This is a genomic window from Micromonospora auratinigra (assembly GCF_900089595.1).
GTDB lineage: Bacteria > Actinomycetota > Actinomycetes > Mycobacteriales > Micromonosporaceae > Micromonospora > Micromonospora auratinigra.
Genome location: NZ_LT594323.1, coordinates 832,004 through 855,732, shown reverse-complemented (window position 1 = coordinate 855,732; position 23,729 = coordinate 832,004). Strand labels below are relative to the sequence as shown.

At 74.3% G+C, this 23,729-nt stretch carries 18 protein-coding genes and 1 tRNA gene; 12 read left to right on the top strand and 7 right to left on the bottom strand.

Annotated features, from left to right (window positions below):
• Nucleotides 1–58 precede the first annotated feature (58 nt).
• From GA0070611_RS03890 to GA0070611_RS03880, 3 genes are all read right to left on the bottom strand, one after another.
• Entirely contained in the window at nt 59–826 is a 768-nt protein-coding gene (locus GA0070611_RS03890; protein WP_091657492.1) for a tyrosine-protein phosphatase, read from the bottom strand.
• 84 nt (nt 827–910) lie between these two features.
• Nucleotides 911–1,624 (bottom strand): YqcI/YcgG family protein, encoded by a 714-nt coding sequence (locus GA0070611_RS03885; protein WP_157740201.1) that lies wholly within the window; start codon nt 1,622–1,624, stop codon nt 911–913.
• A 50-nt stretch (nt 1,625–1,674) separates the two neighbouring features.
• A complete protein-coding gene (locus GA0070611_RS03880; protein WP_157740200.1) occupies nt 1,675–2,937 on the bottom strand; it encodes a hypothetical protein in 1,263 nt (420 codons plus the stop codon).
• Between the two features lie 1,264 nt (nt 2,938–4,201).
• Between GA0070611_RS03880 and GA0070611_RS03875 the strand changes: the two genes are divergently transcribed.
• Genes GA0070611_RS03875 through GA0070611_RS03865 form a run of 3 tightly spaced genes read left to right on the top strand, consistent with a single transcriptional unit; the run spans nt 4,202 to nt 7,831 of the window.
• On the top strand, nt 4,202–5,419 hold the full coding sequence (locus GA0070611_RS03875) for an ATP-grasp domain-containing protein (RefSeq protein ID WP_091657479.1): 1,218 nt from the start codon (nt 4,202–4,204) through the stop codon (nt 5,417–5,419).
• Nucleotides 5,416–6,600 carry an ATP-grasp domain-containing protein gene (locus tag GA0070611_RS03870; RefSeq protein ID WP_091657477.1) on the top strand — a complete coding sequence of 395 codons (1,185 nt, stop codon included), beginning with the start codon at nt 5,416–5,418 and terminating at the stop codon, nt 6,598–6,600. The genes GA0070611_RS03875 and GA0070611_RS03870 overlap by 4 nt, the downstream gene beginning before the upstream one ends.
• Entirely contained in the window at nt 6,593–7,831 is a 1,239-nt protein-coding gene (locus tag GA0070611_RS03865; RefSeq protein WP_091657474.1) for an MFS transporter, read from the top strand. Before GA0070611_RS03870 ends, GA0070611_RS03865 begins: the two co-directional genes overlap by 8 nt.
• A 114-nt stretch (nt 7,832–7,945) precedes the next feature.
• Here GA0070611_RS03865 and GA0070611_RS03860 read toward each other — a convergent pair whose 3' ends face one another.
• Nucleotides 7,946–8,935 (bottom strand): suppressor of fused domain protein, encoded by a 990-nt coding sequence (locus tag GA0070611_RS03860; RefSeq protein WP_091657468.1) that lies wholly within the window; start codon nt 8,933–8,935, stop codon nt 7,946–7,948.
• Between the two features lie 107 nt (nt 8,936–9,042).
• On the opposite strand from GA0070611_RS03860, the gene GA0070611_RS03855 reads away from it, so the two are divergent.
• From GA0070611_RS03855 to GA0070611_RS03840, 4 genes are all read left to right on the top strand, one after another.
• Nucleotides 9,043–9,897: a DUF4253 domain-containing protein gene (locus GA0070611_RS03855; RefSeq protein WP_157740199.1), complete on the top strand. Its 855-nt coding sequence runs from the start codon at nt 9,043–9,045 to the stop codon at nt 9,895–9,897.
• 136 nt (nt 9,898–10,033) lie between these two features.
• Nucleotides 10,034–10,873: an AraC family transcriptional regulator gene (locus GA0070611_RS03850; protein ID WP_231921318.1), complete on the top strand. Its 840-nt coding sequence runs from the start codon at nt 10,034–10,036 to the stop codon at nt 10,871–10,873.
• A gap of 63 nt (nt 10,874–10,936) precedes the next feature.
• Nucleotides 10,937–11,518: a dihydrofolate reductase family protein gene (locus tag GA0070611_RS03845; protein WP_091657462.1), complete on the top strand. Its 582-nt coding sequence runs from the start codon at nt 10,937–10,939 to the stop codon at nt 11,516–11,518.
• 60 nt (nt 11,519–11,578) lie between these two features.
• Nucleotides 11,579–11,893: a hypothetical protein gene (locus GA0070611_RS03840; RefSeq protein ID WP_091657459.1), complete on the top strand. Its 315-nt coding sequence runs from the start codon at nt 11,579–11,581 to the stop codon at nt 11,891–11,893.
• Nucleotides 11,894–11,899: 6 nt separating this feature from the next.
• Here GA0070611_RS03840 and GA0070611_RS03835 read toward each other — a convergent pair whose 3' ends face one another.
• On the bottom strand, nt 11,900–13,957 hold the full coding sequence (locus GA0070611_RS03835) for a hypothetical protein (RefSeq protein ID WP_091657458.1): 2,058 nt from the start codon (nt 13,955–13,957) through the stop codon (nt 11,900–11,902).
• A 103-nt stretch (nt 13,958–14,060) separates the two neighbouring features.
• On the opposite strand from GA0070611_RS03835, the gene GA0070611_RS03830 reads away from it, so the two are divergent.
• Nucleotides 14,061–14,843, top strand: a complete 783-nt coding sequence (locus GA0070611_RS03830; protein ID WP_091657456.1) for an AfsR/SARP family transcriptional regulator — start codon at nt 14,061–14,063, stop codon at nt 14,841–14,843.
• Between the two features lie 15 nt (nt 14,844–14,858).
• Here GA0070611_RS03830 and GA0070611_RS03825 read toward each other — a convergent pair whose 3' ends face one another.
• Entirely contained in the window at nt 14,859–16,937 is a 2,079-nt protein-coding gene (locus GA0070611_RS03825; RefSeq protein ID WP_091657453.1) for a tetratricopeptide repeat protein, read from the bottom strand.
• Nucleotides 16,938–16,951: 14 nt separating this feature from the next.
• Complete coding sequence (locus GA0070611_RS03820) at nt 16,952–18,160, bottom strand: hypothetical protein (RefSeq protein WP_091657451.1); 1,209 nt, start codon at nt 18,158–18,160, stop codon at nt 16,952–16,954.
• A gap of 469 nt (nt 18,161–18,629) precedes the next feature.
• Between GA0070611_RS03820 and GA0070611_RS03815 the strand changes: the two genes are divergently transcribed.
• The 4 genes from GA0070611_RS03815 (at nt 18,630) to GA0070611_RS03800 (ending at nt 23,728) form a co-directional block, all read left to right on the top strand.
• Complete coding sequence (locus tag GA0070611_RS03815) at nt 18,630–20,087, top strand: SDR family NAD(P)-dependent oxidoreductase (protein WP_091657448.1); 1,458 nt, start codon at nt 18,630–18,632, stop codon at nt 20,085–20,087.
• 94 nt (nt 20,088–20,181) lie between these two features.
• A tRNA-Pro gene (locus tag GA0070611_RS03810) sits at nt 20,182–20,254 on the top strand.
• A gap of 1 nt (nt 20,255) precedes the next feature.
• Nucleotides 20,256–22,520 (top strand): hypothetical protein, encoded by a 2,265-nt coding sequence (locus tag GA0070611_RS03805; RefSeq protein ID WP_091657446.1) that lies wholly within the window; start codon nt 20,256–20,258, stop codon nt 22,518–22,520.
• A gap of 404 nt (nt 22,521–22,924) precedes the next feature.
• On the top strand, nt 22,925–23,728 hold the full coding sequence (locus GA0070611_RS03800; protein ID WP_091657444.1) for a DUF1206 domain-containing protein: 804 nt from the start codon (nt 22,925–22,927) through the stop codon (nt 23,726–23,728).
• Nucleotide 23,729: the final 1 nt, after the last annotated feature.

Here is a 23,729-nt window from a genome sequence, read left to right as displayed (position 1 = left end):
CCGGTGCGGTCCGCGCCGCGTGCGTGATCGACCCCGGCTCGGGGCCGCGCCGGTCTGTTCACCGATGTGGCCTGCGCGGCGCCGGCGTCGAGGAGGTGTCGGCCGGGTCCCGGCCCGACCCCAGCCGTTGCACCGCCTGCGACATCAGCCCCGGCGAGGCACCGTGGGCGGCCAGGAACCGGGTGACCGTGCCGTGCCGGTCGGCGATCCAGTCCAGCGCGTGCGCCAGCGCGGCGACCGAGCCGGTGTTCATGGCGTCGAAGTAGGCCAGGTCCTTGCCCTTGGCGGTCCAGGACGCACGCCGTCGGGCCACCACCGGGGCGACCGCCTCGACCACCTCGGCATGCTGGGCCATCACCGCCCGGCGGTCCCACCCGGCCAGGGTCAGCACGAGAGCCACGACGAGGCCGGTGCGGTCCCGGCCCGTCCGGCAGTGCACCAGCACGGCGCCGTCGCGGGGCTCCACCACGTACGCCACCGCCTCGGCCACCGCGCAGCCGTGCGCCGTGAGGTGCCGGACGTACAGCTCCGACAGGGTGGCGCAGTTGTCCGGCAACGGTCGGGACGCCTCGTCGCCGATGGCTATCCGGCGGTAGCTCACCCCGGAGCGCGCCGGCAGGTGCTGGGGGAGCTTGCCGGCCTCCCGGTCGCTGCGCAGGTCCAGGACGGCCGTCACGCCGTACGCGCGCAGCACCGCGACGTCCTCCGGGGAGTACCGGGCGGTGAAGCTTGCGCGCAGCAGCGGGCCCGGCACCGGCTCCGCGCTGCCGCGCTGCCCGAGGACGTCGTGCACCAGGTGCGGCGGCGCGAGTTCCAGCGTGCGCATCAGATCCGCTTTCCCGCCCCGCGGCGCCGATGCGGACACCGTCGGAGCGACGTCGTTTGCCCTGTTCCCGAGTGGGCGAGCCGGTCAGCCGAACTGCCCGGGAGGCCGCAGGTCCTCGACCCCCACCAGGGGCCGGCCCGGTCCGGCCCCGTCGCCGAGGAAGTACTGGTGGGCCTCGTGGTTGCCCGGGTCGCCGTAGGAACCGAGCGCCGGATGCGGCGCAACGGTGTCGTACCCGGCGAGTCTCGCCCGGATGTGCAGCCGGGCCCGGTGGTCCGCGCCGGCGAAGGTGTCGAAGGACGAACGTGACTGGACGACGGCGGTCCACGCCGGTCCCAGGTTGCGGCTGCGGCGGTCCCGGTGGCCGGGGGTGCTGAAGTTGAAGAAGAAGTCGACGCCTTCGAACCAGAAGACCCAGCGGGGGTCCTGCGGGTCGAGCGGTGTGGTCTGTGGCCAGTCGTGCCGGTCCAGGCGGCGCAGCAGCCGCAGCACCTCCGCCGAGAACTCCCGCTCCGCCGGGAGCGATCCGGCCCCGGGCAGATCGGCGAAGATCACGACGATCTGCTCCGGTTCCTTCGAGATCGCCGCCGCCGCTTCGGCGAGCAGATCGGCCGCCTCGGCCGTCGTGCCCGCCTCGGCGAGACCGAACAGCAGCGTGTCCTCGAGCACCGGGCGGGCGGCGAACACGCAGGGAAACGCCGGGTCCAGCACCCGGTGGGTGAACTCCTCGACCAGCTCGGCCAGCCGCCGCAGCCCGCTGGTGGTGCCGCCGGCGACCTGTGAGGCCCGGTGCAACACGTTCGTCCACCTCCCGTGTTCGACGTCGACGTGCGGAGATCGACCGCCCGTCATTCGACGGGCCGCGCCGGGGGCCTTTCACCGGCCACGCACTCGCGCAGGAACGACAGCTTGGAATAGAAGGTCTTCTCGGCCGTCACGCCGGCCTTCGCCAGCCACTCCCCGACCGCGTCGGCGAGCCGGTACAGCTCCGTGTCGATCGATGCCGGGTCCAGCCCGTCGTGCACCCGCGAGCGGTGGTACTCGATCTCGACCTGCTGGAGAACCGCGTCGTACTCGGGGACCACCACCTCGTCGATCTCGATGCCGAAGAAGTGTCCGGTGGCCGTCGACTCCACGTTCACGTCGAAGCGGCACCGGGTGAACGACGGCAGTCGGCGGCACGTCAACCCGGGGTAGTCGCGCGCCAGGACGCCGGCGAAATCGCCCGCCGGGATCTCCAGGCCCTGCCGGAACGTCTCGGTGCGCCGCATCGCGTCGGCCGCGAAGACCTTGTGCTTGAGCTCGTAGTCTCCCGACGGCTTCTGGACGAACCCGAGATAGCCGCGCTCGGCGACCGGTTCGAGGACCTCGAAGGTGTGCTGCTGGAAGTGCCAGCGCTGCAGTTCGTTGCCCACATCGGGGACGAACCCCGGCAGGTGGCCGTCCCGCACGTCGGCCGCGATCCCGGACGCCAGCCCCCAGGGGGACACCCGCTCCTTCAGCCCGAGCTTGAGTTCGATCTCCGTCTGCTCCTCGAAGTGGGTGAACTCCTGCCACTCCACCGCCACCTGGTCTCGCAGGTCGTGCGCCCGGGTCAGCGCCGCACGGGTGAGCTCCGACCACGTGACGCCGGCCGGCAGCTCCACCGTGGCGACCCGGGCGAAGAGGGCGCCCACCTCCCGCATCCGGCTGCACATCAGGACCTCGGTGCGGTCGTGCCCGGCGCCGCGGTGCACCCGCAGCACCGCCAACGGGGTGATCGTCTCGAGGTCCGCCGTCCGGTCCCCGGGTGTCCGCCACCTGGCCAGGACCCCGGCGAAGTCCGCATCGATGGACGTCCCGCGCCAGGCCACGACCGGCTCGGTGAACCTGCGGGTCACCCCCTGGCCCGCACCGTCGAGGAGCATCGCCCACCGCGTCGCGGTCGACGCGGGCTTCAGGTACTCCACGGCCTGAGGGCCGGCCGAGCCGAAAGGGCTCGGCGCGAGCCGCAGGACGACCAGCGGTGAGTCCGGCCGGGGTGCGAGCGGGAAGTGGAGACTGACATCGCCCAGCAGCAGGTAGCGCTCCGGCTCGGTTCCGACGGCGTCGTCGACCGGGTTGTCGTTCACGTCGATCCCTTCCCCCTGTGTGTGCCGCCGTGGGTGCGAGCGGACGAGCGGCGGGTCGCCCCCGTGGTGGGTGAGCCCGGTGGAGCGCGGACGGTCGACGGTGGGCACCCCCGCGAGGGTTCCGTGGCTGACCTGCCGCGCGGCTGTGGGCAGCCGGAACCAGGGATCGAAGGGCGCACGTTCGTCGACCGGCCTCGGCAATGGCAGCCGCACCGGCGGACGGCATTGCCGAAGAACTGCCGTCTCCGCAATTCGGCGACCCTTTTCCGGGAATGCGGCCTCCATGCGAGAAACAGCACATTCGACAATGCCGTGTTTCCGTCGAGTTTCACTCGAGGACGGATCGAGTTCACGTCCGCGGGTCCGTCCGCGCGGGGGCGCGGGGCTGCGCCGGCGGGCCCGGCCCAGGCTCGGCCGCCGTGACCGACCGGCCCCGGGAAGGCCCTGCTCACCAGGGATTTCGTCGGTGTCGCGGCCGGCCGCGACGGACGGCGCGACCTCCGACGCCGACCCGGCCCAGCGCCGGGACCGGCCGGCCCGCAAACCCGAAAAGTGCACATGGTCCCAATTCCCCGAAATGACGTCCGGACCTCGGGAACTCGCCCCACCCGCGCCTTGAACCGCACTGATCACATCGACTAAGGTCGTATCTCCGCGCAGTTCTCCAATTGTTTTTGACCTCGCGTGCAGGTCACCTGCCGAGCGGTCCGCGCCGTGTGCGGCGTGGGGACGGTGGAAGCAGGCAGCTTCGGGCGGGGGTCCGCGCGACGGGGGCGGTAGCAAGAGATGACACCGAGAGCGGGGCCGGGTGAGTGCGGTGCGGACGTTCCTGGGGAACGGGCGCCTCGCTGCGCGGACCACGGAGCCGGCCCTGAGCCACCCGCCCCCGGCCGACCACGTGGTGATCCGATGATCCCCACCGGGCGGGCCGTCCGGGAAGCCGTCGGCGACGGCGACCTCGCCGGGTACCAGGACTCCCCAGGGCCACGGACGTCGACGATCTTCCAGGATCCGTGCCGGCAGTCCCTGTCCCGGGCCGGATGACCACCGCGACCGACCGCTGGTCGCCGCTGTGGACGCGCGGCCTACGCGCCGGCCCCGGGTGTGGACCGACGAGGCGCGGATACGGGCCGGGCCGCGCCGGAGGCCGTCGGCGAGCCTCCGGACGCCGGACCCACCCGCCCTGATGCCCGCCCGACCCGTCGGCACATCCCGGACATCCACCGACAGGGAGACCTCCTCCCGTCCCGACCAGAGGAGACACATGGCCCTGCTGCTCATCGGGGCGTCCCCCAACATCCTGCGTGCCGGACAGGCCGCCAGCACCCGGGTGCTGATCGTCGACCGGACGGCCCCCGACCTGCTGACCGTGCTGCGGGGCGAGGACGACCAGTTCTACCTCGTGGACTACCACGACCTGGCAGCCGTCGACGCGTTCGCCGACGTGCTGACCGTCGGGCCACGACCGACCGCCGTCGCCTCCGTGACCGAGCAGGGCCTGATCCCGGCCGCCCGCCTCGTCGACCGGCTCGGGCTACGCGGGCCGGGCGAGGACGTCGTCCGGAGCACCCGCGACAAGCGCCGGATGCGGGCCCGCCTCGCCGCGCACGCCCCGCACCTGTCGCTGCCCTCCGCGCCGGGGACCGACCGCGAGGCGGTGGCCCAGATCCTCAAGGACGCCGGTCAGGCGGTGCTGAAGCCGGCCCTGGGAACGGCCAGCCAGGGCATCCGGCGCCTCCAGTCCCTCGACGACCTGGACCGCCTGCCCGAGGACGAACGCCGCGACGCGCTGGTGGAGGCATTCGCCCCCGGCACCGAAGTGAGCGTGGAATCGCTCAGCGTCGGCGGCGAGCACCGCATCGTCTGCATCGCGGAGAAGCGCATCAGCCCCGGTTTCGTCGAGGTCGCGCACCTGACCCCACCGCCGTCGCTCACCGGGGCCGACGTGGCGCGGGTGACCCGGGCCACGGCCGAACTGCTCGACGCCCTGGGCATCACCGACGGACCGGCGCACACCGAACTCATGGTGTGCCCCGAACGGGTGACCGTCATCGAGACCCACAACCGTCCCGGCGGCGACGGGATCGTCGACCTCGCCGAGGCCACCACCGGGATCGACTGGCGGCGTGCGTCGCTGGCGTGGTCGCTGGTGCCGGACGGATCGGGCCCCGGCGCGGTCGACGACGTGCTCCGCGACTGCACCGGACCGGCCGTGGCGGGCGCGGCGGCCATCGTCTTCTTCACCGCGCCGCCCGGCACCGTCACCCGCGTACTCGAACGCCCCGAGCGGGTGGGCGCGGCGAAGACCGTCAACTGGCGGGTGGAGCCGCAGGTGGGCACCCAGGTCGGTCCGCTGCGCGACTCCTTCGGCCGGCTCGGCGCGACCGTGCTGCACGCCCCCGACGCCCAGGCGCTCCGGGACGCGGTCGAGCACCTGCTCACCGTCGGCGTCATCGAGGTAACGGAGGGATCGGCGGCATGAAGCCACTCGTGGTGAACCGGCACCGGCTCGACTGGACGGTGGGAGCCGGCGGGTCCCACGTCCCGGCCACCGGATGGGACCGTCCGCTGCTGACCCGGACCTGGGCCGGCGGCCTGGCGACCTGGACCCGGGAAGCCTTCCCCGACGTCGTCGTGACCGACATGACCAAGCCCCGGCAGCTGGAGGCGGTCTGCGACTGGATGGCGCGGACCCGGGGGGTCAGCCACATCGTCACCCTGCACGAGAAGGACCTGCTCATGGCCGCCCGGGTGCGCGCCCGGCACGGCCTGGAGGGGCCCACCGAGAAACAACTCCTTCCCTACCGCGACAAGCTGCTCATGGCGCGGACCGTGGCGGCGGCCGGCCTGCCCTGTCCGCCGGTCACCGAGGCCACGCAGAGCTCCGTCGAGCTGCCGTGGAAGGGACGCACGGTGGTCAAGAGCCGCTGGGGACTGGGCGCCATGGAGGTCGTCGTCGTCGACCGGGCCGCCGACATCCCCCGGGCGGTGCAGCAGCTCGGCGGTCGGGCGCAGGACCTGCTCCTGCAGGAGTTCGTCGAGGGCACGATGGCCCACGTCGACTCGGTGGTCCACGACGGCCGGATCGTCTTCGCCTCGGCCAGCAGGTACCTGCAGCAACCCGGTCACTTCGACCGGATGCCCTACCAGGGCTCCGTCGTCCTCACCGACGGGCCGTTGCACAGCGCCCTGCTGAGCCTCAACGAACAGGTCCTGCAGGCGCTGGGCCTGCACGACTGCGTCACCCACGCCGAGTTCTTCGTGACCGAGGACGGCCTGCTCTTCTGCGAGGCCGCCGCCCGTCCCGGAGGAGGCGGCATCGACGACATCGTCGCCCGGACCCACGGCGTCGACCTCGTCCGCGCCGCCGTACGCCTCCAGTGCGGCCTCGACCCCATGATCCAACCGGCCGCCCCGGACGGATCCACCCACGGTGTCATCGGGGTCTTCCAGAACGTGACCGACCAGGACCTCGCCGACCCGCTGCGCGAGGTGCCCGGTCTGGTCTCCTACCGGCGCATCATCGCGGACATCCCGGGACCTGCCCTGCACGCGACCGACTACGGACACATGGTGGTGCTGCGCGCCGCCGGGCAGGAGGCGTTCGACAGCGCCCTGGCGCAGGTGCTGGCCGTCGTCGACAAGGGGTCCCACCGTGTCTGAGAGCAGCAGCCACCCCGACTCGCCGGCCGCCGAGCAGCAGAACGCGGAACGGCAGGTGGTGCGCGTCCTGGTCGGCACATCGGTGATCGGAAAGACGGCGGACTACGGGCTCATGCTGGTGGCACCCCTGGCGGTGCTCGGCGCCACGGGCTCCGTGGCCGGCGCGATCCTGACCTTCGCGTTACGGGGTGTCGCGTACGCCATCTCCCCGATCATCGGGGTCTACCTCGACCGCTACGAACGCCGTGGCATGTTCGCCGCGGCGCAGGTCCAGCAGGCCCTGTGCGTGGTGGTCGCGGCGCTCTTCCTCGACCGGGAGTGGGTCGTGGCCGCCGCCCTCTTCCTCTCCGGTCTCGGCGGCGTCGCCGCGTCGCTCAGCAGCCAGTTCGTGCTCATCCCCGAGTTGATCGCCCCGGACAACCGGGCCCGCGTGGTCGCGCGGGTGTCGTCGTCGATCGAGTTCGCGAAGGTGCTGGGCTTCCTCGGCGGCGGTGTGGTGCTGGCGGCCCTCGACGCGCGCGCCGCGACGCTCGGCATCGCGGCGCTCTACGGCATCGCGGGCCTGTGGGCCATGCGGCTCCCCCGGGTCCCGGTCCAACCGGCGCGGACGAGCCTGCGCGGTGACCTCGCCGTCGGCTTCCGGTGGCTGGTCAAGCCGGAGATCGGCTGGCTGGTCCTCAGCATGGCCGTCTCCAACCTGGCTCTGGGCGGGCTCGGCTCGGTCCTGGTGACCCTGATGGGTGACCGCGGCACGAACCCGACCCTGATCAGCGCGACGCTGGCGATCGGCCTCTTCATCGGCGCGTGGGGCGCGCAGTTGACTCCCCGAGCGCTGCCCTCGTGGTCGCTCCAGGCCCGGATCCTGCTGTTCCAGGCGCTGGCCGCCGTGGGGTTCGGCCTGCTCGTCCTGGAGCCTCCGGTCTGGGTCGTCATCCTGGCCTGGTCGGTCAACTCCTTCGCGCTGGGTCTGAGCAACGTCGTGTCCATCACCTACCGGCAGGAGGCCATCCCCGTTCACCTGGCGGGCCGGATCAACAGCGTGATCCGCATGTTCATCGCCGGTGCCGTCCCGCTGTCGGGCATGACCTACGCCCTGGCGGAGGCGCGCGGCTGGTGGCTGTGGGGGCCCGCCGTCGTGCTGGAGGCGGCGGCGCTGCTCATCTGGCTCCTGCACACCGTTCGCGGCAACCACGACCGGCAGCTCACCACCGGAGGCGCGACCGGCTCGTGACCGGGCACCGGCACGAGGTCGTGGGTGGCCCCCGTGACGGTGGTGCGCGCCGACCCGACCCGGCAGCGCCGGGCCGGGTCGGGGCCGCTCGCGGGCGGTACGACTACTCCCCCGTCAGCGCGTGACCTCGACGACCAGGTGCTCCGTGCCGACGATCGGATGGGTGCCGACGGTGAACGCACCGGACAGCGCGGCGACCGCCGCCGCCGGCAGATCCACCTCCAGCAGGCCATCGCCCGGCTGCCGGACGGCGAAGGCCGGCGCCGGCCGCAGGACGGCCCGGGCCCCCTCGTTCTCCAGGACCAACGGACGGCCGTGCGGCAACCGGTCCTGCACCGCCTGCGCCACCCCGCCGGCCGTCACCTCGCCGAACCGCAGGCGGACGGTGTCCGCCTCGACGTGCCAACCGAAGCCGGCGACCATCAGCAGCCCGGTCGACGAGCCGTCCCGGGCCCGCCCCGCCTCGATCGCCGCCCGCGCTGCGGGATCGTCGGTCAGCGACGGGCGGTCCAGATCGGTCACCAGCAGCGGCTGCCGCTGCGCGAGCAGGCCCAGCACCCCTGCCGTGTCCCACCGCCGGGCGGCCGCGTACTCGTCACCGGTCAGCCCCACCACCTGGAGGAACTGCACCCGCCCGTGCGGGGTGTCGATCGTGCCCAGCTCCGGGTCCTCGGCGAAGGCCAGGGCGGTCAGCCCGGTCGGGTGATCCTGGCAGATGGGTCCGTTGGCGTTCATGTGGTGCCCGGGCTCGAACCAGTTGCCGCTGGAGAAGACGTACCGGGCCAGGTTCTGCAACAGGCTCGCCGCCCACAGCGGCGGCTCGGCGTCACCGCCGTCCCGGGCGACCCGGAAGGTGAACTCGAAACCCCAGCCCGACTCCTCGGCGTTCCCGGTCTCCTTGGCGTACAGCTCACTCATCCCGTAGCCGACGAGGTGCCAGTGCGGCACCGGCTCGTCCCGGGGATAGAAGCTGACCCCGTCGAGCGGATCCGGTCCACCCAGGACGAAGCGGTGCAGCGTGGCGTAGTGCTTCGGCTCGACACCGGGATACCACTGCGCGAGGCGGGCGTCGATCGCGTCCCAGCCGGGGGAATCATCGGTCACGCACGGATCAGATCATGATCGCCCGGATCCCACCGACCCGCCCGGGCCGGATCCCGGCCCACCCGGCCGTACCCCACGGCCCGGTCATGATCGGAGACACTGTCGCCGTGCGAAGCGACCTCGACCGGATCCAAGCGGCCCTCGACGGCACCCTCCTGGCCGGCCTGCCGATCGGGCCCGGCCCGGCGGGCACCGTCCTCGTCGCCGACATCGACCCCCACCGCCTGCACGAGGCCTGGCAGGCCGCCGAGGCGCTGGTGCCACTCACCGGACGCCGGCCCCTCCTGGTCACCGACGACTTCGACGACACCCTCGGCATCCGGCCCGAGCCGCGCCCGGGACCGTCGGACTCCCGGTTGCGCGCGTTCGCCGAGGCGGGCGCGGCATGCGACCCGTGGCTGACCTACCGCCACCACAGCGAGGACGACGACGTCGACGAGGGCCAGGCCGGCCACTACGCGCGAGGCCTCGCCGGCGTCGACCTGACGGACCTGGTGTCGGACCTGGCGCTGCCGGTCCCCCGCCCCGAACTGGAGCGGACGGTGTACGACCGACTGCTCGCCGACGCCGGGCGGCACGCCCGGGTGCGCGACGCGGTGCGGTTCGTGACGCGGACCAGCTACTGGTTCCAACCCACCGGCGTCCAGCTCATGCTGCTGCCGACCGGCGACGTCCGCAGCTCCGCGTACTGGGTCGACTTCTACGGCGCGCCCACCGAGCACCACCGGTGGAAGCTCGGCGAGGTGCTGGCGCAGTGGCGGGACCGGTGGGACGCCCGGCTGGTCGCCTCGTGGGGCACCATGCTCCAGTTCCAGGTGGGCCGTCCCCCGGCGGCGGGCGACGAGGCGTGGACCGTGGCGGGTCAACTCAAGGGGCTCGCCGGGAACCTCGACCTGAGCCGGTGGGAGCTGGCCGTCGCCCTGCCCGCCGGCGACGCGTGGTTCGTGCACGACCGGCCCTGACCCGGCCTACCCCGGCCGCCCGTGCTGGCGCCACCGTCTGCCCGGGACGACGAGCGTCACTTCCGCTAAGGCGTCCTAGGACAATAGGATCGGCGTGGCGGGTCCACGCCGGCCGGTCGTCGGGGATGCTGTGGGCGTGGAGTACGTGTCCCGAGTGCCGCGACCGCCGCTGGACGGGCTGATCGACGACCTCTACCACCTGTCGGGTGCCCCGCCGTACGCCCGGCTGACGCTGCCGCCGATGCCGGCGGCGCTGCTCATCGTCAACCTCGGGGCGCCGTTCCGCATCCGCGCCGGCACCGACGTCGATACCGCCGAGTACGCCGACGGCTGCGTGGTCAGCACGCCCACCCGCGCCCTGGACTTCGGCTACCCCCGCCCCACCCGGTCCGTCGGGGTGCACGCCAAGCCGTGGGGGCTGGCGCCGTTCCTGCCGATGCCCGCGGCCGAACTGTGCGACCGGCCGGTGCCGGTGGAGCAGGTGTGGGGCCGACGCGCCACCGCCGAGCTGCGGGACCGGCTGGCCACGGCGCGCGGACCGCACGAGGCGCTGACCCTGCTGGAGGACGAGCTGCTGCGCCGGCTGCGCGGGACCGCCGGCCTGGGGCTGGTCCGGCACACCAGCGGCGTCATCGCGGCGACCGGCGGGACGGTGGCGATCGGCGACCTGAGCACGGCCGCCGGCGTCAGCAGCACCCAGCTGGCCCGGCGGTTCAGGGAACTGGTCGGCGTCACGCCGAAGCGGCTGGCCCGCACCCACCGGTTCGCCGCCACCGTGTTCGCGATCGACCCCGCCGAGCCGATCGACTGGGGCGCGCTCGCCCACCGCGCGGGTTACTTCGACCAGGCCCACTTCGGCCACGAGTTCCGGGCGTTCACCGGGCTCACGCCGACCCGCTACGTCGAGGTCCGGCGGCGGTTCCTGCGCGAGCATCCCGGCCACGTGCTGGACGGCTGGCCCCTGCCGACCGGTTGATTTCCTACAAGAGCGACGGCTCGCGAGTCGCTAGCGTGGGACATCCCCAGCAGAGGAGAGCCCGTGGGCACGGTGGTCATGTACAGCTCGGTGTCGGTGGACGGCTTCATCGCGGACGACGAGGACCGGCCCGGACCACTGTTCGACTGGTTGTCCAACGGGGACGTCGCACTGGACGACGGTGGCGCGCTGACGGTGTCGCAGGCGTCCTACGACCACACCCGGCCGTACTGGGACCAGATCGGGGTGACGGTCGTCGGCCGGCACGTCTTCGACCTGACGGACGGCTGGGACGGCACACCGCCGGCCGGGGTCGACCACGTGGTCGTGGTGACGCACCGGCCGCCGCCCGAGGGCTGGGACGCCGCCGCGCCGTTCCACTTCGTCGACGGCGTCGAGGCGGCCGTGGCGACGGCGCAGCGGCTCGCCGGTGACCGCGTGGTCGAGGTCGCCGCCGGTGACGTCGGTGGCCAGGTGCTCGCCGCCGGCCTGGTCGACGAGGTGCGCATGGACGTCGTACCGGTCGTCTTCGGGTCCGGCAAGCGCTACTTCGGGTCGGTCGACGCGCCGCACCTGTTGGCGGACCCGGACGCGGTGATCCCGGGCAACCGGGTGCTGCACCTGCGCTACCGGGTGCGCCGCTGAGCGACCCGGGCGGGCGGGTCGCGTAGTACATTCACCTCCGACGATATCTTGGAGGATGCGATGACCGTACGACGACTCCTGCTGCACACGACGGCGGCCTGCCTCGCGGTGACGGCGGTGACCGCCCTGGCACCGGCCGGACCGGCCCGGGCGGCGTGCACCACCAGCAGCTTCACCGTCGTCTGGGACTACGCGGGCATGTACACCTCCCCCAACGAGTCGAGCCTGTACGGCACCCGCCGCTACGGGCAGGTCGTCACCGGTCCGACCGGCAACACCGCCAACGGCTGGACGCTCACCTACGACTGGTGGAACGGCCTGCCGCTGTGGGCGTACATGAAGGACGCCGCGTTGCAGTACCGCGGCTGCGCCTGAGCCGGATCAGCGCGACCGGCCGGCCCCGGTGACGTCCCGGGCCGGCCGGTCACGCAGGGCCGCGATGGTGGCGTGCAGCTCTTCGACGAGCGCCTCGTCGGACCAGACGACGTCGTCGGCGGAGCCGGCGACGTCCAGCCGGCCGTCGCCGTCGGCCAGCCCGGCCAGCAGTGGAACGGTCTCGGTGGCGGACAGCTCCCGGATGGTGGCGAGGCCGAACCGGCCGGCGTAGTCGGTGACGCCGGCCACCAGCGCTTGCGTGAGGTCGGCGGTCGGCACGCCGAGCCGGGCCAGGGCGCGGGCCGCGGCCACCCGGCACCACCGGTCGCCGAGCCGGTCGCGCAGCACCGGGCGCAGCCCGGCGAGGGTGTCCCGGTGGGCCGGGGCGAGGTCGGCGACCAGGTCCGCGGCGGCCCGGGCCGGCACATGCCCGGCGGCGAGCACCGCGCGCACGGTGGCCAGCACCGGCGGCACGCCGTCGAGGGCGGCGACCACCCGGGCGGCGAGGATCTGCGCCTCCCGCTGCGGGTACGTGGCGTCCGGCACGCCGGTGAGCCGGGCCCGGGCCGCCGGCAGCAGCGGGCGCAACGCCTCCCCCGAATCCGCGACGACCGTGACCGGGCCGGGCAGCGGTCGCAACCCTCCGGCCAGGGCCGCGCCGACGAGCTTGCGCAACGGTCGGACGTCACCGGTGATCCGCAGGACGGCCGCAGCCGCCGCGAGATCGGCGGACTGCGCGGCGCGGGCCCGCAGGTACGGCGCGGCGCGCGGGTCGTCGTACCCGATCGCCAGCAGCGCCCCGGCCACCTCCGGCCCGGCGTATGGCAGCGCGGCGCGCAGTTCCGGCACCGCCGCCTCGGCCCGCCAGTGCCCGAGCACCCCGGCCAGCACGTCGGCGCGGGCGGGCTCCGCCGCGAGCCGTCGGCGTACCGCGTCCAGCACCACCGGGGTACGGCGGGCCCGGTCGGGCACCCGCGGCCGCGGGTGACCCGCCGCCGCGGCGGCACAGACCGGCTCGATCCAGCGGGGATCACCGAGCCGGGTCAGGGCGCCGAGCGCGTCGTGTGCGACGGTGATCGCCCGACCACCGGCCACCTGCGGGTAGCCGGCGGCGACCTCGGCGAGCAGGTCGGCGTACGGCCCCGCCGCCGCGCCGGCGCGGGAGAGCGTGTCCAGCGCGGCCCGGCGTACCTCCGGATCCGGGTCCCGGGCGACGGCCGCGACCAGCGGGACCAGTTCGGCCGGCGCGGAGCGGCTGGCGTCGCAGCGCTGCGCCGCGGCCCAGAGGCCGGTCCGGCGGGTCTCGGCCCGGGTCGACGCGAGCAGGTGGCGCAGCAGGTCCACGGCGACGGGTGCGGCCGGGGCCACCAGCAGCTCGTCGGACCAGTCGGCGCCGCGCGCCCACCAGTAGGCGATGGTGGCGCCGGCGTCGACGGCGGCGGCCACCGCGGCGACGGTCCCCGGCGGCCAGGGCAGGCCGGCGCGCAGCAGGGCGATCGCGGCCGCCAACCGGAGCGCCGGGGGCCCGTGTCGGGCCTGGTCGGTCAGCGTCGATTGCGCGCCGGTCGGGTCGGTCAGACCCAGCCCCAGCGCCAGCGACGCCCGCACCGGCTCGCTGCGCTCCGCCGGCCAGCGCTGCCACAGCGCCGCCGCGGGCGCGCCCGCCCGCGCCGCCGCGTAGGCCGCGGCCTCCCGGACCTCGGGGTCCGGGTCCGGGAGCAGGTCCAGCAGTACCGGCCGGCACGCGGCGACCGCGGCGCGCACGGCCGGGAAGTCCTCGCCGTACGCGTGCTGCGGGTCGGCCAGTTGCCCGAGCAACCAGACCAGGTCCGCCCGCCCGTGCGGCGCGGTCCGCGCCGACTCGGCCAGGAACGGCACGGCGGCCACCGTGGCGGGGTAGACGGTCCCCTGGTGGAAGATGCTGCCGTACAGCTCCGCGAGCGCCGCCTCGGCCGCCTCCCGGTCCGGCGCGCCGAGCTGCCGCAGCAGGTCCGCGGTGTCGGAAGCCGGGCCGTACGCGTGACTCAGCCCGGCCCAGTGCACCTCGGGGAGATCATGCGGCACGGCGGCAGCATAGCGGCCGCCCCCGACCGGAAGCGTTTCACGGATCGCTGCCGTCGCAAGATGGAAGATGCTCGGTGCCCCCACCGGCCCGTAACGTATCGCCATGGTTCAGTATCCGAGAGTAGTTGGCGAGCTGGGTCGCGCGGTGCGGTACCGGGTGTTGGACGGCGTCGCGGTACGGGCGACGGACGGCACCTGGCACGACGCGCCGACGCCCAAGCAGTGCCGACTGCTGGCGAGCCTGCTGCTGCGGGGCAACGAATGGGTCGCGGTCGGCCGGCTGGTCGAGATGGTCTGGGCCGGGCAACCGCCCCGGTCCGCCGCCGGCAACCTCAAGACGTACGTGTGGCGGCTGCGGTCCCTGCTGGCGGACGCCGGCTACGACAGTGACCGGCTGGAGAGCCGGCCCGGCGGGTACCGGCTGCTGGTCGAGCCCGGTGAACTGGACCTGCACCTCGTCCACGAGCTGGCCGACCGGGGTCGACAGGCGCTGGCGGCGGGCGACCCGGCCAAGGCCGGCCGGCTGCTCACCGCCGCGCTGTCGCTCTGGCCGGCCGAGCCGGTCGACGGCAGCCCGGCGGCGATGTCCGAGGCGGACCTGGTGCACCTGCACGAGGTGCGCCGCGGCCTGCAGGCCGTGCTGGTCGAGGCGGAGCTGGCGGCGGGTCGGCCGGACAGCACGATCGCCCTGCTCCGGCGACTGGTCACCGACCAGCCGCTGGTCGAGCAGTGGTGGGCGATGCTGATCCGGGCGCTCGCCCTGGCCGGTCGGCGGGCGGAGGCGATCGTGGCGTACCAGCGGGTGTGCCTGCTGCTCGACCGGGAGCTGGGGTTGACGCCCGGTGTGCTGCTGCGCGACGCGTACGGTCTGGTCCTGGCGGGCTGAGCCGGCGCGGGCCGGTCAGTGGCCGGCGGCCAGGCTCAGCGCCCGGTCGCACTCGGACCGTTCCCGGCGGACGTCCTCGTCGGTGGGGTCCAGCTCGGCGGCCCGGGCCAGGTCGGCCACCGCGTCGTCGTAGCGGCCGAGGGCCCGGTACGCGGTGGCCCGGTTGTACCGCAGCGCCGCGTCGTCGCCGACGGCCAGCGCCCGGTCCAGGTGCCCGACGGCGGCCGACGGGTCGCCCGCGTCGAAGGCCAACGCGGCCAGCCCGGACCAGGCGGCGACGGCCCGCGGGTCGGCCGCCAGCGCGCGCCGGTACGACCGTTCCGCCTCGGCTGCGCGGCCCTGCTCGGCCTGGCTCTGGCCGAGCAGGCAGAGCAGGTGCGGGTTGTCCCCGTCGAGGGCGAGACCGGCGTCCAGGTCGGCGCGCAGCGCCGCCGCGTCGTCCAGCACGGCGTAGAGGCCGGCGCGGTTGACCAGGGCGTCCACGTTGTCCGGTTCCAGCTCCAGCACGTAGCTCAGGTCGTCCAGGGCGGCCTCCAGCTGACCGAGGCCGGCCAGCACGTCGGCCCGGTTGTAGTGCGCCTCGGGGAACGGCGGGCCGAGCCGGATCGCGTCGGCGTACCCGGCCAGGGCCTCGTCGTCGCGGCCGAGCCGGTGCAGCAGGTTCGCCCGGTCGAAGTGGTACTCGGGGTGGTTGGGGTCGTCGGCGATGACCGCGGTGAAGTCGGCCAGCGCCTCGTCGAGCCGGCCCAGGGCGGCCAGCACCTGGGCCCGGTTGTGCAGCAGCACCGAGCGGTGCAACCGGTGCTCGTCGGCGCCGAGTTCCTCGTCGAGGCGGTCCAGGCCGGCGCTGACCAGGTCCAGCGCACCCGGCAGGTTGCCCAGGTGCAGCTCGATGAGGGCCAGGCCGTTCTGCTGGAAGACGGTGGAGAAGCTGCGGTCGGCGCCCTCCGGCTGGAGGCTCGCGATCGCGATGGCCTGGTTGATCCAGGCCCGCGCCCGCAGATGGTCGCGGTCGGCCCGGTCCCGGTGCCGGGTGTAGATCATCGCGGTGGCGTACGCGGCCTGCCGGTGGATGATCGGGTTGACGCTGAGGGTGCGGGCCTCGTCGTACAGCTTCTCGGCCTCCTCGGGGTGCCCCAGCGCCGACAGCGAGGTGGTCATCTTGGTGGTGAAGGCCCACCACGGACCCTCCTGGGTGGCCCGGTCCACGGCCGCCCGGCCGCGCCGGCCGAGGTCCAGGGTGGCGTGGTAGAAGCCCATGTCCACGCAGTAGTTCAGCGCCTCCAGCAGCGCCTTCGCGCCGGTGTCGGCCGGGTCGCCGGCCCGTTCCAGGTGGTGGGGCACCGCGCCGAGCCGGGGCGAGCGCAGGCCGGTGGCGAGCAGCTCCTCGGCCCGCCGGGCGTGCAGCCGCCGCCGGTGGTCCGGGTCCAGCCCGGCGTACGCGGCCAGCAGCGCCGGTTCGTCGGCGCAGCAGTCGGCGTCGACGTACGCCCGGGCCGGGTCGGCCGGCGGGTCGGGAAAGGGCACCGGCGGCGCCTCGAGGCGCTGCGCGTAGCGGTCGAGGGCGACGGTGAGGGCGTCGTCGAGCGGTCCGGTGCCGGTGCCGACGATCACGGTGAGCAGGTCGGGGTCGAGGCGGCGCAGCAGGACCGACACGAACTCGGCGTCGGTCGGGTCCGCCTCGTCGAGCCGGTCCAGGACCAGCGTCCGGCGCGGACCGCCCAGGGTCCGGAGGTGGTCGCGGAGCAGTTCGACCAGGCCGTGCGACAGCCGCAGGGTGCGCACCCGGGAGTAGAACCGGGTCCGTTCGGCCGGCACCGCCAGCGAGGTCAGCGTCTCCCGGGACGCCGGCACCAGCGACCGCAGGTCCGGGGCGACGGAGAGCACCTCGATGTCGTGCCGCCGCACCAGCTCCGGGCTGGTCGCCAGCAGGTCCGGCACCAACGCGGTGAACAGCGTGTTCGTCGCGGTGTAGGGCCCGTACCGGCGGCGGTGCGCGTCGATCGGCGCGACCAGCGGTACGGCGGTGCGGGCACGGGCGGCGGCCAGGCGCTGGTGCGCGTGCTCACCGGTGATCCACAGGCGCTGCGCCATCGCGCGCGCTCCTTTCACTGGGTCAGGTGACGGAGGTCGGCGGCGGCGCGCCGCTGCCGACGGTTGCGCACCATCAGCGCGCCGACCAGGACGAACTGACCGACGGTGACGGTGAGGAAGATCAGCGCGTCGACGATCTCGGCGGCGTGGGCCGGGTGCACCAGGCGGGCCGCGGTGAGGCCGATCGTGCGGAGCGTGGTCGGTAGCACGGCGAACACCAGCACCCCGAGGGAGACCGCGTAGCCGACCAGCAGGAGCCAGGAGTACCAGCGGGCCACCTCGCGGTCGCGCGGGTGCAGGCCGGCCTCGTCGACCGGCGGGCGGCCGACCAGCCGGCGGGCCCGGTTGGCGAGCACCCGACGGGCCGCACCCTGCAGGTCGTGGGCGCCGAGCACGGTGGTGACCACCCCGTACAGGTCGGTGCGCAGGTAGAAGGCGAACTGCCAGGCGAAGCGCAGCACGGTGAGGAAGGCCAGCGCCAGGCAGAAGCCGCCCACCCCGGACGGGCTGCCGTCCGGGTGCAGGGTGGCTGCGGCGGCCAGCGTGAGCACCGCGACCAGCAGCAGGTCGGCCAGCATGCCGGCGAGCATCGGCAGGTAGCGCTGCCGGCGCGGCACCACGACCAGACCGTCGAGGTTCGTCTCGAAGGTGAGGAAGTGCAGCCGGTGGTCGACGCGCAGGCCGGAGCGCAGCCCGAGGCGGCGGCCGGCCAGGGCGTGGAAGCTCTCGTGGACCAGGATCAGCGGGATCTGGCCGAGGAAGACGGTCAACGCCAGCGCGGTGACGTAGTCGGTGTAGAAGAAGTTGTCGGGCTGCGGGATCAGTCGGGGCCGCAGCGCCATCGCGGTGACCGCGCCGACGAGCAGCAGCGCGTAGAGGACCCGGGCCGGCGGGGAGAACAGCCACCGGCCCAGCCGCTGCCAGCGCACCGGCGCCGGCGTGGCGGCCGGCCGCTCGTCACCGGCCAGGAAGTCCAGTTCGGACAGGACGCCGAGGAACTCGGCGAGGTCGACCTGTTCGCCGTAGGTCTCGGCGTACCAGTCGGCGGCGTCGGCCGGTGGCATCCCGTCGGCGATGCGCCGCAGCAGTGCGGCGCCGTCGGGCGGGAAGACCCCGAACGAGTCGACGTCGGTCCGGCCGACCACGACGTCGTCCCCGTCGGGCAGGTAGGTCAGTGGATGCACGCGCAGCGGCTGGCGCAGCGTGGACGGAACGGTCGACATGGTGGCCTCCCCGACGGTGGGCCGGTGCCCGGACCGTCCTGTCGCGGACGGCCCGGGCCCCGGTGTGTGTCGGCGCTGTCGGCTCAGAACGGCCAGCAGAGCGGGTTGTCGTAGAACGTGGCGGCGGTGGTCAGCCGGACGGTGCCCGGCTTGCGCACGACGATCTTCTTCATGGGTCTTCCCTCCCTCGCAGGGTGTGGGGGTTGGTGCCGCTGAACCTGCCACCGGTCGGTCCACTGGTTGTCCATCACGGGTGTTACGGCTGGTCACCATCCCGCCACGGGGTGCGGGAGAACCGGTCGGGTCGGTCCGGGCGCGGGCGGTGACCGCGCTCACGGTGCCCGGCCCGCACCGCTGCGCGCCGCGGCCGGCGCGACGTCGCGGGGTGCGTCGGACCCGGCCCGGTGCGTACAGTTCCGGGTCGGACGTGGGGCGGGCCGGGCGGAACCGGCGCAGGGAACGGGACGGCATGAGGGCGGACGAGACTACCGAAACCGGTCAGGACGGCATCGAGCGTGACCAGCTGGAGACCTGTCTGCGCGTCTTCGAGGCGCTGGAGGAGCTGCCGCCCGACCACCCCGACGTGGTGCGGGTGCAGCGGGCCACCGCGCGGCTCTACAAGGTGATCAAGCAACGGCGCCGCGAGGACCGGCGCAACGCGATCCTGGCGGCCGACCGCGCGGTGACGGCCGCCACCGCCACCGGCGCCCCGGGCCGCATCGACGACGAGACCCAGGGCATCCCGCTCGCCTCCCCCACCGTGGGCAGCACCGCCGGTTTCCTGCACCAGCCGCGCGGCTGTTACATCTGCAAGCAGCGCTACCGCGAGGTGGACGCCTTCTACCACCAGCTCTGCCCGCCCTGCGCCGCGCTCAACCGGGAGCGCCGGGACGCCCGCACCGACCTGACCGGCCGGCGCGCGCTGCTCACCGGCGGCCGGGCGAAGATCGGCATGTACATCGCGCTGCGGCTGCTGCGTGACGGTGCGCACACCACGGTGACCACCCGGTTCCCGCACGACGCGGTCCGCCGGTTCGCCGCGATGCCGGACAGCGGGGACTGGCTGCACCGGCTGCGGATCGTCGGGATCGACCTGCGCGACCCCGCGCAGGTGATCGCCCTCGCCGACTCGGTCAGCGCGCAGGGACCGCTCGACATCCTGATCAACAACGCGGCGCAGACCGTACGCCGCACCGCCGGGGCGTACGCGCAGCTCGTCGCCGCGGAGGCGGCGGCCCTGCCGGACGGTCCGCTGCCGGAGCTGGTGACGTTCGCCAAGCCGGCCGGCGCCGACCCGGTGGGCAGCCTGACCGCCGTCCCGGAGGGCGCCACCATCGCCCCGCACGCGCTGACCGCGCTGGCGCTGACCGGCGGCTCCGCCTCGCCGGAGCGGATCGCCGCGGCCACCGCCATCGACGCCGGTGGTCTGGTGCCCGACCTGGACCCGGTCAACAGCTGGGTGCAGCGGGTGCACGAGGTCGACCCGCTGGAGCTGCTGGAAGTGCAGCTGTGCAACGTCACGGCACCGTTCGTGCTGGTCAGCCGGCTGCGGCCGGCGATGGCGGCGGCGCGCGCCCGGCGCAAGTACGTGGTGAACGTGTCGGCGATGGAGGGCCAGTTCGGCCGGGGCTACAAGGGACCGGGGCACCCGCACACCAACATGGCCAAGGCCGCGCTGAACATGCTGACCCGGACCAGCGCCCAGGAGATGCTGACCGACGGCATCCTGATGACCAGCGTCGACACCGGCTGGATCACCGACGAGCGGCCGCACCCGACGAAGATGCGGCTGGCCGACGAAGGCTTCCACGCCCCGCTGGACCTGGTCGACGGGGCGGCCCGGGTCTACGACCCGATCGTGCGCGGCGAGCAGGGCGAGGACCTGTACGGCTGCTTCCTGAAGGACTACGCCCCCTGCGCCTGGTGACCGGCACCGGCACGGTCACCGTCCGATCCGGACGGTGGCCGTGGCGGTATCTCGGCTGCGCCGAGGGCGGCGGCTGCGTACTGTTTCGCGACATCGGCGTGTAGCTCAGTCAGCAGAGCACCGGGCTCGGGACCCGGAGGGCGCGGGGGCGGAACCCGCCACGTCGGCGTGAACGACGACGACCTCCGCGCCGGTACCGGCTACCCGCTGGACCGGCAGGCGCGCGCCCTGAGCACCGCCGCGACCCACCCGGACGAGGCCACCCGCGAGCGGGCCGAGGTGCGGGTACGCCGCTGGCAGCAGATCGTGGACGGGATGACCGACGGCCGACTGGACATCGGTTCGCGTACCCCCGTGCGGGGTCTGCCCGCCTGGGTGACGCCGGAGGTGGCGCACGGCGGTTTCGCGACCGGACGGCCGGCGGCGGGTGGCGCGCTGCGTCCCGACGAGCTCGACCGGGCACACCGGCTGGGCCTGCCGACGGAGCGCGGGGCGCTGTTCCGGTCCTGGCTGACCGATGCCGGCCTGACGGAGCTGGGCGAGCTGCTCGACAGCGGCCACTACCGGCTGGAGTACGCCGAGGAGGCGGCCCTGCCGGTGGTGGCGTGGCTGCTGCGCGCGGGCGACCACGACGCGGCGCTGGGTGTGCTGGAGCGGATCGCACCCTTCGCCGACCGGCTGCGGTTCACCCCGGCGCCGAGCGACCGGCGGGCCGACGACCCGGACGTGGTGTGCCGGCAGACCACAGCCGAGGTGCGCCGGGCGCTGGAGCAGTGGCAGCCGGACCCGCGGATCGAGACGATGCGCGAGGCGCTGACGGTGTGGAACCCGTTCGCCGACGACCTGCTGACCCTGTGGTTGGAGACCGACGCGGACGGCCGGATCGGCACGGTGACGCCGGACGACTGGCTGCCGCGCGCCGCCCGGCTGCTGACCCGCTACCGGGAACTCGCCGCCGCGCACACCCGGTGCACCCGGCACCGCGACCCGAAGGGCAGCATCGGCGTGCTGCGGACCGCCCTCGAGCGCCGGGTGGCCGGGGCGGAGCTGACGCCCCGCGAGCGTGGCCTGGTGCAGAGCATGGTGACGGCGATGCTGCGCAAGCGCGGCCGTCCGGGCAGCGCCCGGCACACCGCCGTGCGCCGGCAGCAGGCCGCGGAGGCGGCGCTGCCGCGCCACCACCAGTTCGCGGCGCTGGTCGCGACCCGGCTGGCCGACCTGCCCCCGGACGGCGGCATCGGCGACGTCGACCACGCGCTGCGCCCGGTCGACGCGGCCGAGGCCCCGGCGGCCGACGCGGTGGCGGGCCGGCCGGTGCCGGCACCGATCGCCCGGATCGTCGCGCGCGGCGCCGCCGGCACCCCCGAGGAGCTGATCGACCGGGGGGTGATCGGCTCCGCCGAGGTGCTGGCGGCGCTGACCCCCCGGTTGGCGGCGGCCACCGCGGCCTCGGCCTACCCGGACCCGGCCCTGCGGATGCTGATGGAGGCCACCTACCGGGCCTTCCGCAACCGCCGCTCGCTGCTGCTGCTGAACCTGGCGCACCAGGTACGCCTGACGGAGCTGCCCTGGGTGGCCGCGGTCGGGCGGGCCCGGACCGACACCGGCGGCACCCGCGAGCGGGCCCGGCGCACGCTGGTCCGGCTGGCCGCCGCCACGGTCCACGGGTTCCCGGCCACCGTGCTGCCGAACCCGATGGTGCGGGAGCTGGCGACGCTGTCGAAGCAGGCGGACCTGGACCTGCCCTGGGTCGAGGAACTGGCCGCCGACATCTTCATGGGCACCTTCACCCGGAAGTACCTGCGCGCGGCCCGGCTCGCCGGTGAGTGGCTCACCGGCAGCCTCTACGCGCGGTACTACGACATCGACTACCCGGCGCTCGCCGCGATCGACGACACCGGCCGGAAACTGTTCCGGCGGGCCCGCGACGGGGTCACCTTCGACCAGCTGTGCCGCGACCGGGCCGGCCGGTGTACCAGCCGGTCGTGGGGGGACGTCGTCGCCAACGGGACGGTCATCGAGCAGGCGCAGATCCTCACCACGCACAACCTCGCCACGGTCGCCGAGCTCGGCGTCGACCTGCCCGCCCTGGCGTTGGCGGAGCGGTGCCTGGACACCGTGCTGCGGCTGGCCGCGCGCCTGGCGCGGCAGCCGCGTCCGCTGGGCACCGTGAAGAACATCGCGTACGCCTGGCGGCAGCTGGTGTTCTTCCTGTCCCTGACCACCCAGGCCGAGCAGGTCGCCTTCCTGGCCACGGTGGACCGGCGCGGCGCCGGGCAGCCGGCGCACCTGCGGGCCCGGCTGGCCCCGGCCGTGACCGGACTCGCGCAGGTGATCGAGGGCGGCAGCTTCGGCCCGGACGGCCGGGCCGGCGACGGGCGACGGCTGCTCGGCTGGACCACGGGCGGGCACTGGCTGCTCGGCGGCGCGTGACGCCCGCTGACCGGGCCGGTCGCTACGGCCGGCCCGGCGGGGTCTCCCCCGGCTGAGGTCCCAGGACGATGGCCAGCTCACGCCGGTTGCGGACGCCGAACCTGGTGTGATGCGGGTCAGGTTGTCGTTGATCGACAGGCCTCACCTGTTCGGCGACCTGCCGACTCGGCATCGACACCGGAACAGGCAACGGCCCGTTCCCGCTGGGTCAGCCGCGGCCCCACGCACCCGTCGTTGCGATGTCGTCGGCTCGTTGACGCCGCGCCCGCGCGGCCCGGACCTCGTACGGTCGTTGGTCGCCGTGGTGGACGTCGTGGCCGGGGCGGCGCTCACCGAATCGGCCGCGGGCCGCGTCCCGCCGGCGGGCACGTTTCGCCGAGGCCAGGAGTGGTGATTGTCGGCGCATGTCATCGCTGACCTCGCGGGCCCGCGGCGCCGTCTCCCGCGCCGCCGACCATCCCGGCCTGGAGCGGCTCACCCGCGCCGGCTTCATCGGCTACGGAGTCCTGCACCTGCTCTTCGCCTGGGTGATCGCCCGGGTCGCCACCGGCGGCCCGACCGAGGACGGCGACCAGTCGGGTGCCATGCAGGAGATCGCCGACGAGCCGGTCGGGCTGGTGCTCATCGTGGCGATCGTGGTCGGTCTGGTGGCCATGGCGCTCTGGCAGGTGCTGGAACTGCTGCGGCAGCGGCGACCGACCGAGTGGATCGCCTCGGCCGGCCGGGCCGCGTTCTACCTCTACCTCGCGTTCAGCGGGGTGAAGGTGCTGCGCGGCAAGAAGTCGTCGAGCGCCGACACCCAGCAGGACGCCGCCGAGGGCCTGCTCGCCTCCAGCGGCGGGCGGCTCTCGGTCGTCGCGGCGGGCCTGCTGCTGGCCGGGATCGGTGGCTGGCTGGCCGTCGTCGGGTTCACCGGCCGCTTCGAGAAGCACCTGCGGGTCGGCGAGATGACCGCCGCGACGCGGCGGCTGGTGCGCCGCCTCGGCGGGGCCGGATTCGTGGCCAAGGGCCTGTCCTACGGCATCGCCGGCGCGCTCTTCGTCGTCGCCGCCTGGCGGTACGACCCGGACAAGGCGCGCGGCCTCGACGCGGCGCTGCGGACACTGGCCGGTGAGGCGTACGGCACCGGGCTGCTGCTGGTGATCGCGGTGGGCTTCGCGGCGTACGGGCTGTTCGCGGTGACCGAGGCGCGCTACCGCAAGGTGTGAG

What these genes read in the sequence shown, in the direction of transcription:
- GA0070611_RS03890 (WP_091657492.1), bottom strand. Translation starts at nt 826, where the DNA reads ATGCGCACGCTGGAACTCGCGCCGCCGCACCTGGTGCACGACGTCCTC.
- GA0070611_RS03875 (WP_091657479.1), top strand. Translation starts at nt 4,202, where the DNA reads ATGGCCCTGCTGCTCATCGGGGCGTCCCCCAACATCCTGCGTGCCGGA.
- GA0070611_RS03870 (WP_091657477.1), top strand. Translation starts at nt 5,416, where the DNA reads ATGAAGCCACTCGTGGTGAACCGGCACCGGCTCGACTGGACGGTGGGA.
- GA0070611_RS03840 (WP_091657459.1), top strand. Translation starts at nt 11,579, where the DNA reads ATGACCGTACGACGACTCCTGCTGCACACGACGGCGGCCTGCCTCGCG.
- GA0070611_RS03830 (WP_091657456.1), top strand. Translation starts at nt 14,061, where the DNA reads ATGGTTCAGTATCCGAGAGTAGTTGGCGAGCTGGGTCGCGCGGTGCGG.
- GA0070611_RS03825 (WP_091657453.1), bottom strand. Translation starts at nt 16,937, where the DNA reads ATGGCGCAGCGCCTGTGGATCACCGGTGAGCACGCGCACCAGCGCCTG.
- GA0070611_RS03820 (WP_091657451.1), bottom strand. Translation starts at nt 18,160, where the DNA reads ATGTCGACCGTTCCGTCCACGCTGCGCCAGCCGCTGCGCGTGCATCCA.
- GA0070611_RS03815 (WP_091657448.1), top strand. Translation starts at nt 18,630, where the DNA reads ATGAGGGCGGACGAGACTACCGAAACCGGTCAGGACGGCATCGAGCGT.
- GA0070611_RS03800 (WP_091657444.1), top strand. Translation starts at nt 22,925, where the DNA reads ATGTCATCGCTGACCTCGCGGGCCCGCGGCGCCGTCTCCCGCGCCGCC.